Here is a 13,248-nt window from a genome sequence, read left to right as displayed (position 1 = left end):
CACCTCCTGGATCGAACATACCTTCGACCGCCGACATCGCCCGTCAGCCGACGAGGCGGCGGAAGCCGGCCATGAGCGCCACGCGCTCGGCCGAGCTGCGCGCGAGCGGCGTGACGGCGAGCGTCGTCACCCCGGCCTCCGCGAACGCGGCGACGCGTTCGGCGACGTACGAGGCCGGGCCGATGAGCGAGATCGCGCGCACGAGCTCGTCGGGCACCGCGGCGACCGCCTCCTCCTTGCGACCGGCGAGGTAGAGCTCCTGGATGCGCGCCGCCTCCTCGGCGAAGCCGTAGCTCGCCACGAGGTCGTTGTAGAAGTTCTTGCCCTTCGCGCCCATGCCGCCGACGTAGAGCGCGAGCTGCGGCTTCACGAGCGGCAGCACGTCGTCCGGCCGCTCGGTGATGGCGAGCGCGGGGCTCGCGAACACGTCGAGCGGGCCGAGCTCCGGCGAACGCCGGGCCGTGCCCGCGGCGAGCGCGTCGCCCCACACCGCGTCCGCCCGCTCGGGGTGGAAGAACATCGGCAGCCAGCCGTCGGCGATCTCCGCGGTCTGCTCGACCGACTTCGGTCCGAGCGCGGCCACGGTGATCGGGATGCGCTCGCGCACCGGGTGGTTGATGAGCTTCAGCGGCTTGCCGAGCCCCGTACCCTCCCCCGCCGGGAGCGGGATGCGGTAGTGCCGCCCGTCGTGCACGACGGGCTCGCGCCGCCAGGTCGCCCGGCAGATCTCGATGATCTCGCGGGTGCGGCCGACCGGCGCGTCGTAGCGCACGCCGTGGAAGCCTTCGATGACCTGCGGCCCCGAGGCGCCGATGCCGAGCTCGAAGCGGCCGCCGGAGACGTAGTCGAGCCCGGCGGCGGTCATCGCGGTCAACGTGGGCGTGCGGGTGTACAGCTGCAGGATGCCGGAGGCGAGCGTGATCGTCGAGGTGCGCGCCGCGAGGAAGCCGAGCTGGCTGACCGCGTCGAAGGAGTACGCCTCGGGGACGGCGACGAGGTCCACGCCGCCGGCCTCGAGCTCGCCGACCTCGTCGGCGACCTCCGCGAATCCGCCCGCGTAGTTCAGGAACATGCCGACCCGCATCCAAGCCTCCTCGCCCGGTGCACCCCGGTCGGTCCGGGGCGCGCGCGCCCGAGGTGTGCGGCCCCGGGCACCACGACGATAGCCGAGCGGCGGGGGCGAGGCATCCGCCTTGTCGACCGCCGCGTCCTCAGCGGTTCCGGAGCCGGGTGCGAGAGGGTGGAATCCACAATTGCGCCGCGGGCGCGACGGAGGTGACGGATGGGCTGGAGCCTGGTGCTCGACGTGCTGCTCGTGGTGATCGGCATCGGGGCGCTCGTGAACGGCTGGCGCGCGGGGCTCCTGCGCACGGCCGCCGGACTCGTCGGGCTCATCGCGGGCGGCGTCGCCTCGTGGTTCGCGATGCCGTGGGTCGGTTCGCTGGTCGCGGCGCCCGAGTGGCGGGCGCCCGCGGTGATCGCGACCGCGGTGCTGCTGCTCGCGATCGGCGCCTCGCTCGGCGCGGCGCTCGGGCGGCTGCTGCGCCGCGGCGTCCGGGCGGTGAAGCTCGGCGTGATCGACCGCATCCTCGGGGCGCTCGGCAACCTGCTCGTCACGGCCTTCGTGGTCGCGCTGCTGGGCTCGGCCGTCCAGTCGATGGGCGTACCAGTGCTCTCGCCGGCGGTGGCCGGTTCGCAGGTGCTCCGCGGGCTCGAGCGGGTCACGCCCGAGCCGGCGCGGGCACTCCTCGCGGAGATCCGCACCGCGGCGCTCGGCCAGGGCGTGCCGTGGCTCGTCGACGTGATCGGCGGGCCGACGGCGGCGCCGGCGCTGCCGAGCGAGGGGCCGTCGGGCGACGCGGTGAACGCGGCGACGGCCTCGGTGGTGCGCATCACGGGCACCGCGTTCCAGTGCGGCAGCACGCTCACGGGCTCCGGCTTCGTCGTCGCCCCGAACCGGGTCGTGACGAATGCGCACGTCGTCGCCGGCATCGACGAGCCGATCGTCGAGGCGCCGGGCCGTGGCGCCGTCGCCGGCCGCGTCGTCGCCTTCGACCGGGAGGCCGACCTGGCGCTCATCGCGACCGATCCGCTCGATGTCGCCCCGCTCCCCCTCGCCGGCACCCCCGATCCCGGCACGGCGGTCGGCGTCGCGGGCTACCCCTTCGGCGGCCCGTTCACGCTGCGCTCGGGCGAGGTGATGTCGACGGGACCGCTCACCATCGTCGAGGGCGACCGCACCTCGACCCGCGAGGTCACGACCTTCGCGGCGCAGGTCGACCACGGCAACTCGGGCGGCCCGCTGCTCACTGGGGCCGGCGAGGTCGCGGGCGTCGTCTTCGCGAAGTCGGAGTCGGTGGCGAACGTCGGCTTCGCCGTGCCGATCGACGTGCTGACCCCGCTCGCCGAGGCGGCGCCGTCGCTCGACGACCCGGTCGGCACGGGCAGCTGCGCGCGCTGACGATCGAGGCGCCCGGGGCGCACGGGGTGTCCGAGCTCCGCGGCGTCAGCCGGCGGTGAAGCCCCGGAAGCGGATGCCCCAGCTGAGCTCCCACTGCTCGCCCGGCCCGAGCCAGCGCAGCCCGCGGCCGGAGTTGAACGCCTCGGCGGGGGCGGTCATCGGCTCGATCGCGATCGCGAGCTCCTCGCCCGGGAAGCGGTCGGTCGTGAACGCCTGCACGTAGGCGAAGTCGTCGTCGGCCCAGACGGCGACGCTGCGGCCGTCGGGCGCGGTCAGCACGTGCTCGATGACGCCTTCCTCGTCGGAGGCGAGCTCGCCGAACGCGTCGTCGAGCGAGAGCTCGCCGACGCGCCGACCGGCGCGGAGGTCCCAGGGCGTGCCGTCGACCGGCACCTCGCCGGTGGGCAGCTTGCGCTCGTCGACCTCGATGTGGCTGTCGGCCTCGATGCGCAGCTCGAGTTCGGCCGTGGGCACGCCACCGATCTTCACATAGGGGTGCGTGCCGAGCGCGACGGGGGCGGGCTCGGCGCCGACGTTCTCGAGGCGGTGGGTGACCCGGAGCCCGTCCGAGACGAGCTCGTAGTGCACCGCGGTCTCGATGAGGAACGGGTATCCGGTCTGCGGGAAGATCGTCGCCTCGAGGGTCACCGAGTCGCGGTCCTGCGCGACGACCCGGTACTCGGTGAAGCGCAGGAGCCCGTGGATCGCGTTGCCGAGCGCCGGCTCGGTGATGGCGAGCTGGTGGTCGACGCCGTCGTGGCTCCAGCGGCCGTCGCGGATGCGGTTCGGCCACGGGGCGAGCACGATGCCCGCCGCGGCCGGCGGAGTGCGGTCCTCGCCGAAGGTGGGCACCAGCTCGACCCCGTCGAGGCTGAGCGCGCGCAGCCCGGCTGCGACGGTGGTGACGACGGCGGTGAGCTCTCCGCTCGACGTCGAGGTCTCGAGGACGAGCTGTGCGCCCGTGGGGAGGGTCATGCTTCCACCATATGCGGAGCGGCCGGGCGGCGCCGCCCCACGCGGGGACCGCGGGCCGCCCGTTCAGCCGGCGAGCCGCACCGGGAGCCCGGTCGCCTCGAGCGCGGCGACGAGCGCGGCGGGCGCCGAGGCATCCGTCACCAGCGCGTCGAAGGCCTCGAGCGGCGCGATGCGGCCGAGGTGCACCTCGCCGAGCTTTGCACCGTCGGCGAGCAGGATGCTGCGCGCCGAGGCTTGCACCATGAGCGCCTTCACCTGCGCTTCGGGCAGGTTCTGGTTCGTGGCCCCGCGGTCGGGGTGGACCCCGTTGCAGCCGATGAACGCGAGGTCGACGTGCACCTCGTCGAGCATGGAGCCGGCGAGCGGGTGCACGAGCGAGTGCTGGCGGGGCCGGAGCGTGCCGCCGGTGACCACGACGGTGAACCGCGGGATCTCGGCCTCGAGCTCGAGGGCGATGGCGAGCCCGTTGGTGAAGATCGTGACGTCCTCGAGGTCTCGGCGGGCCCGCAGAGCGCGCGCGAACTGCAGGCAGGTCGAGCCGACGTCGAGCAGCACGCTCTGGCCGCTCGAAACGAACGCGGCCGCGGCCTCGCCGATGCGCTGCTTGGGTGCGACCGAGGTCTCGAGGGCCTCCTCGAGACTCGGCTCGCGGGCGGCTCGCACGGTCTCGCCCGCGGGCACCGCGCCGCCGTGGACGCGGCGCACGGCGCCGGCGCGTTCGAGCGCGTCGAGGTCGGCACGGGCGGTCACGCTCGTCACGCCGAACGCGGCGGCGAGGTCGGCGACCCGGACGAAGCCGCGCTCGTCGAGCAGCGCGCGGGTGAGCTCGCGGCGCTCGGCGACGTCGTGGCGGTTCGCGGCGTCGCTCGGCTCGGCTGGCATGGCCGCCATTCTTCCGCGTGCGGCATGCCTTTGCAATGCGAAAGTCTCTTGTTTGCCAAACGAAAGTCTCGTACAGTGGCGCCGTGACCGCTCTCGCCATCGCCGACCCGCGCATCGCCGTGCACCGCAGCACCCTCGCCGACGGCCGCGAGCTGCGCTACTTCGACGACGCGGACACGGTGCTGCCGCCGGGTCGAGCCGTCGACGAGCGCGAACTCGCCCCGCGTCCGGCGACCGCCGAGATGCGCCAGGACCCGCTGAGCGGCGAGTGGATCTCCATCGCCGCCGCCCGCCAGCACCGGGTCGTGCTGCCGCCCGCCGAGCTCGACCCGCTCGCCCCGCAATCGCCGGGCAACCCCTCGGAGATCCCGAGCCGCTACGACGTCGCGGTGTTCGAGAACCGCTCCCCCGCGTTCGGCCCCGCGCTCGCCGCACCCGACGTCGAGCCGGCGGCCGCCCTCGCCGCCGTGCGGGAGATCGGCGTCGAGCGCACCCTGCCGGCACTCGGCCGCTGCGAGGTCGTCTGCTTCAGCCCCGAGCACGAGGGATCCTTCGGCACGCAGTCCGTCTCCCGCGCTCGCACCGTCATCGAGGCCTGGGCGCATCGCACCGCCGAGCTGGGGGCGCTGCCCGGCGTGCAGCAGGTGTTCCCCTTCGAGAACCGGGGCGAGGCGATCGGCGTCACCCTCGGCCATCCGCACGGCCAGATCTACGCCTACCCCTACGTGACGCCGCGCACCCAGCGGCTGCTCGACGCGATCGCGACCGCGGGCCGCGGGCTCGTCGCCGAGGTCGTCTCGCGCGAACTCGACGGGCCGCGCGTCGTCCTCCGCGGCGAGCACTGGAGCGCCTACGTGCCGTTCGCCGCGCGCTGGCCGATCGAGGTGCACCTCGTGCCGCACCGGCACGTGCCCGACCTCGCCGAGACCTCCCTCGCCGAGCGCGACGAGCTCGCCGTGCTCTACCGCCGCCTGCTGCGCGGGGTCGACGCCCGCTATGCGACGCCGACGCCGTACATCGCGGCCTGGCATCAGGCGCCGGTCCACGAGCACCGCGACGAGGTGCGGCTCACCCTGCAGCTCACCAGCCCGCGCCGCGCCGCCGACAAGCTGAAGTTCCTCGCCGGATCGGAGGCCGCGATGGGAGCATGGATCGGCGACGTGCCGCCGGAGGCGCAGGCCGAGGCCCTGCGCGCCGCGATCGAGGGAGTGGATGCATGACCGGGAACCGGGTCGTCGAGCGCGCCGCCGCCGGGCTGAAGGACCGATCGGGCCGGTCCCCGGCCGGCGTGTGGAGCGCGCCCGGTCGCGTGAACCTCATCGGCGAGCACACCGACTACAACGACGGCTTCGTGTTCCCCTTCGCGATCGACCGTCGGACCGCAGTCGCACTCGGGGACCGGGACGACCTCGCGGTGCGGGTCTCGAGCTCGTTCGCGCCCGACCCCGTGGTCGTGCACCTCGACGAGCTCGGCCCCGACGCGCTGCGCGGATGGTCCGCGTACCCGCTCGGCGTGGTGTGGGCGCTGCGCGAGTTCGGAGCCGATCTCGCGCACGCCCGCGGCGTCGACCTGCACCTCGAGTCGGACGTCCCGGTCGGCGCCGGGCTGAGCTCCTCCGCCGCGCTCGAATCGGCCGTCGCGCTCGCGTTGAACGAGCACTGGGGCCTCGGTCTCGACCGGCCGACGCTGGCGAAGGTCGGCCGGCTCGCCGAGAACCGCGTCGTCGGCGCGCCCACCGGCATCCTGGACCAGTCCGCCGCCCTGCTGGCGGCGGCCGACGCGGGGGTGTTCCTCGACTGCCGCAGCCTCGATGCGGAGATCGTGCCGTTGCACTTCGCCGAGGCCGGACTCGCCGTCCTCGTCGTCGACACCCGCGTCGAGCACGCCCACGCCACCGGCGGCTACGCGGCGCGGCGCAGCTCCTGCGAGGCCGGCGCCCGGGCGCTCGGCGTGCCGAGCCTGCGCGAGCTTCCGGCACGCGAGTTGGTGCGGGCGCGCGAGCTGCTCGACGACGAGACGTTCCGCCGGGTGCGCCACGTGGTGACCGAGAATCAGCGCGTCCTCGACACGGTGCGCGCCCTGCACGAGGGCGGCCCGGCCACGATCGGCGGGCTGCTCGACGCCTCGCACGCCTCGATGCGGGACGATTTCGAGATCTCGACGCCCGAGCTCGACCTCGCCGTCACGACGGCGCGGGCGGCGGGCGCGATCGGCGCGCGGATGACGGGCGGCGGCTTCGGCGGCTCGGCCATCGCCCTCGTGCCGCTCGCCCGCGTCGACGCGGCGGCGGAGGCGGTGCGTGCGGCGTTCGCGGCCGCGGGCCGCCGGGAGCCGGGCACCTTCACGGTCGTGCCCTCGCCGGGCGCACGGCGCGACCGGTAGCCGGTCCGGGGCGCGCTCAGCTCTGCGGGGCCTCGACCGCGTGCGGCGTGCCGCCGGTGATGCGCACGAGCTCCTCGAACGTCGTCGGGAACACGGTCTTCGCGTGTCCCGCGGCGGCCCAGACCTCCGGGTACTCGGCCAGATGCACGTCGACGACGGTGCGCACCGGGGCGGGGTGCCCGACCGGGGCGACCCCGCCGATGACCTGCCCCGTGGCCTCCTTCACCGTCTCCTTCGAGGCGCGCCGGATCGTGCCGCCGAGCGCCGCGCCGAGCCACTCGGTGTCGACCCGGTGCGCCCCCGAGGTGAGCACGAGGATCGGCTCGTCGTCGATCGTGAAGACGAGCGAGTTCGCGATCTGGCCGACCTCGATGCCGAGGGCGTCGGCGGCGAGCTGGGCGGTCGTGACGGCGTCGTCGAACCACTGGATGCGCGGCTCGACGCCCTGGGCGGCCAGGGCGGCGGCGACGCGGTCGACGGCGGGATGCGTGGGGTCGGTCATGGCACGATCCTACGGACGCCGCCCCGCTTGCCGGCCACCTCGGTGCACTAGGGTGCGAGCGTGACCGCCGCCCCGCCCCCGCCTCTCGCCCGCCGGCTCGGGCTCCGCGATGCCGTGATGATCGGGCTCGCATCGATGATCGGCGCCGGTGTGTTCGCGGTCTGGGCGCCTGCCGCGCGGGCCGGCGGCGACTGGCTGCTGCTCGGCCTCGCGCTCGCCGCGCTCGTGGCCTACGCGAACGCCAGCTCGACGGGGCGGCTCGCGGCCCGCTACCCCGAGTCCGGCGGCGCGTACCGCTACGGCAGGGAGGAGCTCGGCGCGTGGCTGGGCTTCCTCGCCGGGTGGGGCTTCGTCGTCGGGAAGACGGCGAGCTGCGCGGCGATGGCCATGACCGCGGCCGCCTACCTCGTCCCCGCCGGATGGCAGAAGCCCGTCGCGATCGCCGCCGTCGTCCTGCTCTCCGGGCTGAACCTGCTCGGCATCACCCGAACCGCGCGGGCGGCGACCGTCATCGTCACCGCCGTCCTCGCCGTGCTCGCGCTCGTCGTCGCCGCCGGCCTCAGCGGGCTCGCCTCGGGCGACGCTGCGGAACCGCTCGCCGCGGCGACCGCCGCAGGGCCCTACGGGGTGCTGCAGTCGGCCGGACTGCTGTTCTTCGCCTTCGCCGGCTACGCCAGGATCGCGACCCTCGGCGAGGAGGTGCGCGCACCCGAGCGCACCATCCCCCGGGCCATCGCGATCGCCCTCGGCGCCGTCGTCGTGCTGTACGCGCTGCTCGCCGTCCTGCTGCTGCAGGCGCTCGGCGCCGGCGGCCTCGCCTCGGGCGGCGGGGCCCCCTTGGCCGAGCTCGTCGGCCGGAGCGGCTGGGAGTGGGCCGTGCCCGTCGTCGGGGTCGGCGCGGGACTCGCCGCGCTCGGCGCGCTGCTCGCGCTCATCGCCGGCATCGGACGCACGGCGCTCGCCATGGCCCGCGACGGCGAGCTGCCGCGCGGCGTCGCCGCGGTGCAGCCGACGACGCAGGTGCCGTACGTCGCCGAACTCGTCGTGGCGGCGGCGATCGTGATCATGCTGCTCGTCGCGGACCTGCGCGAGGCCATCGGCTTCAGCTCGTTCGGCGTGCTCCTCTACTACCTGGTCGCCAACCTCGCGGCGCTGCGCCTGCTCGGCCGGTCCACCGGATCGCCCGCCGCGCGCCGCGCCCGCCGCGGCCTCGCGCTCGTCGGCGCGATCGGCTGCATCGTCCTCGTCGTGACGCTGCCCCCGCTCGCCGTCGCCGGCGGGGTCGCCGTGTTCGCACTGGGGGCGCTGCTCCGGGTCATCCGGCTCCGCCTTGTGCGCCCGGCCCCGTAGGATTCGAGCATGCCCGTCGACGTCGCCGCCCTCGTCCGCCCGCTCGCCGGAATCGGCAGCCCCTCCATCGACGACACCGCGTTCGTCGCGGCCGGCGCCGTGATCGTCGGCGACGTGCGCCTCGAAGCGCAGTCGAGCGTCTGGTACAACGCGGTGCTCCGCGCCGAGGCCGCCCCGATCGTGCTCGGCGCGCGGGCGAACCTGCAGGACACCGTCGTCTGCCACGTCGACGCCGGCTTCCCGCTCACCGTCGGCGAGGGGGTCTCCGTCGGGCACGGCGCCGTGCTGCACGGCTGCACGATCGAACGGGACAGCCTCGTCGGCATGAACGCGACGGTGCTGAACGGCGCCGTCATCGGCGAAGGCTCGCTCGTGGCCGCCGGCGCCGTCGTGCTCGAGGGCACGGTCGTGCCGCCGGGCTCGCTCGTCGCCGGCGTCCCCGCGAAGGTGCGCCGGGAGCTCAGCGAGGAGGAGCGCGCCGGCATCCGTCGGAACGGCGAGGCCTACCTCACGCACCTCGCGGAGCACACGGCGCCCGGCGCGTGACCGCGGCGCGCAGCCGCCGCGCCCGCCGAAGCAGCCAGCGCGCCGGCAGCGCGACGAGCATCGCCGCCGCTCCCGCGGGCGTCCGGTCGTAGTCGCCGAGCATCCGCTTGCGCTCGTACGCCCGACGGAGCGCCCCGCCGACGAGGTTGTGCCGCCGCCGGGGCACGGGCAGCGCTCCGCGCTCGCGGGCGGCGACGAGCCGGGCGAGCTCGTCCTCCCAGTCGTCGTGCTCCTCGCCGTGGAAATAGTTGTCGCCGAGCCATCCCCGCTCCGGCCGGCGCCACCGGCCGGCGGCGAGCGCCCCCGCGTCGCCGAAGAGCCCGCTGCCCTCGAACACCGTATTGATCTGCTTCGGTCCGATGCCGAACTCGTCGAGCAGCAGCACCGGCACACCCACCGCGATCGCCTCGAGCACCGCCGTCGAGCTCACCGTGACGAGCGCCGCAGCCGATTCGAGGTGGCCGGACATCGGGCCGTCGCGGACGACGAGGTTCGGCGGCAGCCCGCCGCCGGTCAGCGCCAGCAGCTCCGGGGGCGGGTCGGCGACCAGCTCACCGAGATCGAACTCCTCGGCGTGCGTCTGCGCCTCGCCGGGGCGCGCCCGCACCTTCAGCACGACGTGGTGGTCCGGGTGGGCGCGGGCGGCGCGGGCGAGCATGCCGAGCAGGCGCACCCGCTCCTCGAAGCCGGACGGCACCTTCGCCTGCACGGCGAACACGAGCTCGTCGCGTTCGGGCCCGACCCAGGCGCTCGGCGGCACCGCCGCGAGGAACGGCAGCGTGGCGAGGCCGAAGCGCACCGCGATGCCGAGCGCCCGCGCATTGGCGGCGAACTCGCGGACCTCCCGGCGGCTGTGCAGCACGACGAGGTCGACGAGCTCGCGATAGACGATCGCCTTCGGCTCGGCCGGGATGGTGAGGCCGGGGAAGCCCGAGACGAGCACGGGCCGGTCCGGCAACGTGGCGATGCGCCCCGCGACGACGCGCACGAGCGGCCCGCGCAGCGCGAGCAGCACCGCGTCGGGCGGATCGACCGAGAGCCGGGCGAGCAGCGCGTCGAGCTCGAGCGTGCGCACCTCGGCCGGGGCGAAGCCGGACCCGGCGAGCGCGGCGTCGAGCTGCCGCGCGCTCGGCAGCACGGGCGAGGCGAGCAGGACGGCCTCGCTCGCCCACGCGCCGGCGACGCGGCCGGCGAGGGCGGCGCCCCATTTCGCGTACGAGTCGCTGTCGGCGACGACGAGCAGCCGGCGCACTGGCGCCGCCCCCTCGTCGCGGCTCACACGAGCACCCGGCGCAGCTTGGCCTTCGGGGCCTCCTCGCCTGGGAAGACGCGCTTCACGCCGTCGCCCATCGCGGTCTCGATGATGCGGATGTCGCGGACGAGGTGCTCGAGGCCCTGCGGCTCGAGGGAGGCCGCGTGGTCGCTCCCCCACATCGCCCGGTCGAGCGTGATGTGCCGTTCGACCGCGACTGCGCCGAGCGCGACCGCGGCGAGCGAGATCTGCAGGCCGCGCTCGTGCCCCGAGTAGCCGATCGGCACCGGGTAGCGCAGGGCGAGCGTGTCGATCGTGCGCAGGTTCGCCTCCGCGGCGGGCATGGGGTAGCTCGAGGTGGCGTGCATGAGCAGCAGCTGCGAGGTGCCGAGGGTGACGACCGCCCGGTCGATCTCCTCCAGGGTCGACATGCCGGTCGAGAGGATCACCGGCTTGCCGGTCGCGGCGATCGCGCGCAGCAGCGGGAGATCGGTGACGGAGGCGGAGGCGACCTTGAAGGCCGGCACGTCCAGCTCGTCGAGGAAGGCGACGGAGGGCTCGTCCCAGGGCGAGGCGAACCAGTCGAGGCCGCGGAGGTCCGCGTAGCGGGCGATCTCGAGGTAGTCGTCGCGGGAGAGCTCGACCCGGCGACGGTAGTCGAGGTAGCTCATGGTGCCCCAGGGCGTCTCCCGCGGCACGTCCTTCATGTGCTCCGGCGTCGCGAGCTCGGGCGTGCGCTTCTGGAACTTCACGGCCTGGCAGCCGGACTCGGCGGCGACGTCGATGAGCCGCTTCGCGAGCTCGAGCTCCCCGTTGTGGTTCAGGCCGATCTCGGCGATGACGTAGACGGGCAGGCCGGTGCCGACCTCGTGTCGGCCGATGCGCACGGTCATGTCTGGGCTCCTTCGGTGGCTGGGACGGGCCCGGCCTCTGCGGCCGGCTCCTCGGACGGGGTTGGCGGGGCGGCGGGGGCGTCGGCGGCCGCCCCCACGGCCGCGCGCCCGGCCAGGACGGCGTCGGCCAGCTCTCGGACCGCGCCGTCACCACCCCGCCGGCTGAGGACGAGGCGCGCCAGGCGGCGCACCTCGGGGATCGCGTCGGCGACCGCGACCGGCCAGCCCGCGAGGGCGAGGGCCGGCACGTCGCCGAGGTCGTTGCCGAGGTAGGCGATGCGGTCGAGCCGGATGCCTCGGCGCTCGGCCCAGTCGGCGAGCGCGGCGCCCTTGTCGGCGACGCCCTGCAGCACCTCGACGCCGAGCTTCGCCGCACGCGCCCCGACGACGGGGTGGCGCTCGGCGGAGAGGATGAGCACGGGGATGCCCGCCGCGCGGAGCCTCGCCACGCCGGCGCCGTCGCTGCGGCTCACCCGCACGAACTCGACCCCGTCGCCGCCGACGATCGCGGTGTCGTCGGTGTGCACGCCGTCGAAGTCGGTGACGACGGCGTCGACGTCGAGCCGCGGCCGCCAGACGCCGCCGTCGAGCGTCGGCGCGAGCGCCCGGGCGATGGCGAGCTCGGCGGCGCCGTCGATCTCGAGCGCGTGCGCCTCGGGCACGAGCTGCACCTCGACGCGGCCGAAGAAGCGGTGGCCCGCTGCACGGAACCCGTCGACCCGCAGCACGTAGAACGCGCCGGTCTCGCGGAACTCGGGCGCACGGTCCTGCCGCCGGAGTCGCCGCGCGGCGTCGTGGTTCACGCCCGTCGCGCCCGCCGAGGCATCCCGCCGCCAGAGGAAGGCGTGGCTCTCGACCGCGGAGAAGACGACGTCGGCCTCGCCGGCGAGCACGCGGGCGACCGCGAGGTCGAGGTCGTCCGAGTCGATGAAGGGCGAGGTGGCCTGGACGAAGACGAGCACTTCGGGGTCGCTGCCCGCGAGCGCGAGCTGGTCGAGCGCGTGCAGCAGCGCGCGCTCGGAGCTCGCGGCGTCGCCGGCCAGCTCGACCGGCCGGGCGATCGTCTCGGCGCCGGCGTCGCGTGCGGCGTCGGCGATCGCCGCGTCGTCGCTCGTCACGGCGACCCGGTCGATCAGCGCGGCCGCCGAGGCGGCGCGCACGGCGCGGACGACGAGCGGGATGCCGCCGACGGGCGCGAGGTTCTTGCCGGGCAGGCCCTTGGAGCCGCCGCGCGCCGGGATGACCGCGACCACCGAGGGGCGGTCGGCGGGGTCGATGCGCTCGCGGTCCATGGGGCGACGGTACGTCGCCGTCGTGGCGGTGGGATGGCCGCCCGGTGAACACTCCGCGCCACTGGTCCGCTGAGCCCGTCGAAGCGAGCCCGCCGAAGCGCCGCCGCCCTCAGCCCGCCGGCAGACTCCGCTCGACCGCGTCGAGCACGGCGTCGTACACCTCGTCCCAGGACGTGCCGTGCCCGGCCATCCCCGTGAGCTCGAGGCTCACCGCTCCGTGCACCTGCGCCCAGACGGCGACCGCGCTCACGCCGACGTCGGCGGCGCCGCGCGCAGCGATCGCCGCCTGCAGCGGGGCGAGGGAGGCGGATGCCGAGGCCGGGTCGGGTTCGCAGTCGGCCACCGATTCGAGCGCTCCACCGAACATCAAGCGGTACAGCGCCGGATGCCCGAGGGCCCACTGGCGGTAGGCGACGCCGAGCGCGCGCAGCCCGGCCGGGGCGGCCTCGCGCTGGGCCGCGCCGAACGAGGCGAAACCGTGCTCGATGACCGCGGCCAGCAGCTCGCCCTTGCCGCCGAACAGGGCGTACACCGCCGAGGTCGAGGTGCCGGCGGCGCTCGCGATGTCGCGGAGCGCCGCGCGGGAGGCGCCGTCTCGCGCGACGATCTCGGCGGTGACCTCGAGCAGCCGCTCGCGGAGCGCCTCGTCGTACACAGGGGGTCTTGCCATGCAGCCAGTCTAGTCATAACATCGTTTCGTAACGACGTTATG

Annotated in this window: 13 protein-coding genes; 5 read left to right on the top strand and 8 right to left on the bottom strand. The window is 75.1% G+C overall.

From position 1 onward, the window contains the following. Positions 1-43 precede the first annotated feature (43 nt). Complete coding sequence (locus MTP13_RS09960) at positions 44-1,084, bottom strand: LLM class F420-dependent oxidoreductase (RefSeq protein ID WP_243567572.1); 1,041 nt, start codon at positions 1,082-1,084, stop codon at positions 44-46. Between the two features lie 198 nt (positions 1,085-1,282). Here MTP13_RS09960 and MTP13_RS09955 point away from each other — a divergent pair, with 198 nt between their 5' ends. Beyond that, positions 1,283-2,461: a MarP family serine protease gene (locus MTP13_RS09955; RefSeq protein WP_243567571.1), complete on the top strand. Its 1,179-nt coding sequence runs from the start codon at positions 1,283-1,285 to the stop codon at positions 2,459-2,461. 45 nt (positions 2,462-2,506) lie between these two features. On the opposite strand, the gene MTP13_RS09950 is transcribed toward MTP13_RS09955, so the two are convergent. Both MTP13_RS09950 and MTP13_RS09945 read right to left on the bottom strand, forming a co-directional pair. Continuing rightward, a complete protein-coding gene (locus MTP13_RS09950; RefSeq protein WP_243567570.1) occupies positions 2,507-3,436 on the bottom strand; it encodes an aldose 1-epimerase family protein in 930 nt (309 codons plus the stop codon). A 63-nt stretch (positions 3,437-3,499) separates the two neighbouring features. After that, the gene (locus MTP13_RS09945; protein ID WP_243567569.1) at positions 3,500-4,318 is read right to left on the bottom strand and encodes a DeoR/GlpR family DNA-binding transcription regulator; all 819 of its coding nucleotides are present in this window, start codon (positions 4,316-4,318) and stop codon (positions 3,500-3,502) included. A gap of 83 nt (positions 4,319-4,401) precedes the next feature. On the opposite strand from MTP13_RS09945, the gene galT reads away from it, so the two are divergent. Both galT and galK read left to right on the top strand, forming a co-directional pair. Next, positions 4,402-5,538 (top strand): galactose-1-phosphate uridylyltransferase, encoded by a 1,137-nt coding sequence (gene galT / locus MTP13_RS09940; protein ID WP_243567568.1) that lies wholly within the window; start codon positions 4,402-4,404, stop codon positions 5,536-5,538. Beyond that, positions 5,535-6,701, top strand: a complete 1,167-nt coding sequence (gene galK, locus MTP13_RS09935) for a galactokinase (protein WP_243567567.1) — start codon at positions 5,535-5,537, stop codon at positions 6,699-6,701. The genes galT and galK overlap by 4 nt, the downstream gene beginning before the upstream one ends. Before the next feature lie 16 nt (positions 6,702-6,717). Here the strand turns inward: galK and MTP13_RS09930 are convergent, their stop codons facing one another. Further along, a complete protein-coding gene (locus MTP13_RS09930) occupies positions 6,718-7,203 on the bottom strand; it encodes a YbaK/EbsC family protein (RefSeq protein WP_243567566.1) in 486 nt (161 codons plus the stop codon). 117 nt (positions 7,204-7,320) lie between these two features. On the opposite strand from MTP13_RS09930, the gene MTP13_RS09925 reads away from it, so the two are divergent. After that, entirely contained in the window at positions 7,321-8,553 is a 1,233-nt protein-coding gene (locus MTP13_RS09925) for an APC family permease (protein ID WP_243570802.1), read from the top strand. 9 nt (positions 8,554-8,562) lie between these two features. After that, positions 8,563-9,099: a gamma carbonic anhydrase family protein gene (locus MTP13_RS09920; RefSeq protein WP_243567565.1), complete on the top strand. Its 537-nt coding sequence runs from the start codon at positions 8,563-8,565 to the stop codon at positions 9,097-9,099. Here the strand turns inward: MTP13_RS09920 and MTP13_RS09915 are convergent. The 4 genes from MTP13_RS09915 to MTP13_RS09900 all read right to left on the bottom strand — a co-directional run bounded on the left by MTP13_RS09915 (position 9,062) and on the right by MTP13_RS09900 (position 13,206). Beyond that, complete coding sequence (locus tag MTP13_RS09915) at positions 9,062-10,378, bottom strand: DUF6716 putative glycosyltransferase (protein WP_243567564.1); 1,317 nt, start codon at positions 10,376-10,378, stop codon at positions 9,062-9,064. The genes MTP13_RS09920 and MTP13_RS09915 overlap by 38 nt on opposite strands. Next, the gene (locus MTP13_RS09910) at positions 10,375-11,244 is read right to left on the bottom strand and encodes an N-acetylneuraminate synthase family protein (protein WP_243567563.1); all 870 of its coding nucleotides are present in this window, start codon (positions 11,242-11,244) and stop codon (positions 10,375-10,377) included. The genes MTP13_RS09915 and MTP13_RS09910 overlap by 4 nt, the downstream gene beginning before the upstream one ends. After that, positions 11,241-12,536, bottom strand: a complete 1,296-nt coding sequence (locus MTP13_RS09905; RefSeq protein WP_243567562.1) for an acylneuraminate cytidylyltransferase — start codon at positions 12,534-12,536, stop codon at positions 11,241-11,243. The genes MTP13_RS09910 and MTP13_RS09905 overlap by 4 nt, the downstream gene beginning before the upstream one ends. 109 nt (positions 12,537-12,645) lie before the next feature. After that, a complete protein-coding gene (locus MTP13_RS09900) occupies positions 12,646-13,206 on the bottom strand; it encodes a TetR/AcrR family transcriptional regulator (RefSeq protein ID WP_243567561.1) in 561 nt (186 codons plus the stop codon). Positions 13,207-13,248 lie beyond the last annotated feature (42 nt).

Source organism: Agromyces soli (assembly GCF_022811605.1).
Lineage (GTDB): Bacteria > Actinomycetota > Actinomycetes > Actinomycetales > Microbacteriaceae > Agromyces > Agromyces soli.
Note: the sequence above shows the minus strand (reverse complement) of the source record. Positions and strands in the feature narration are given on the sequence as shown.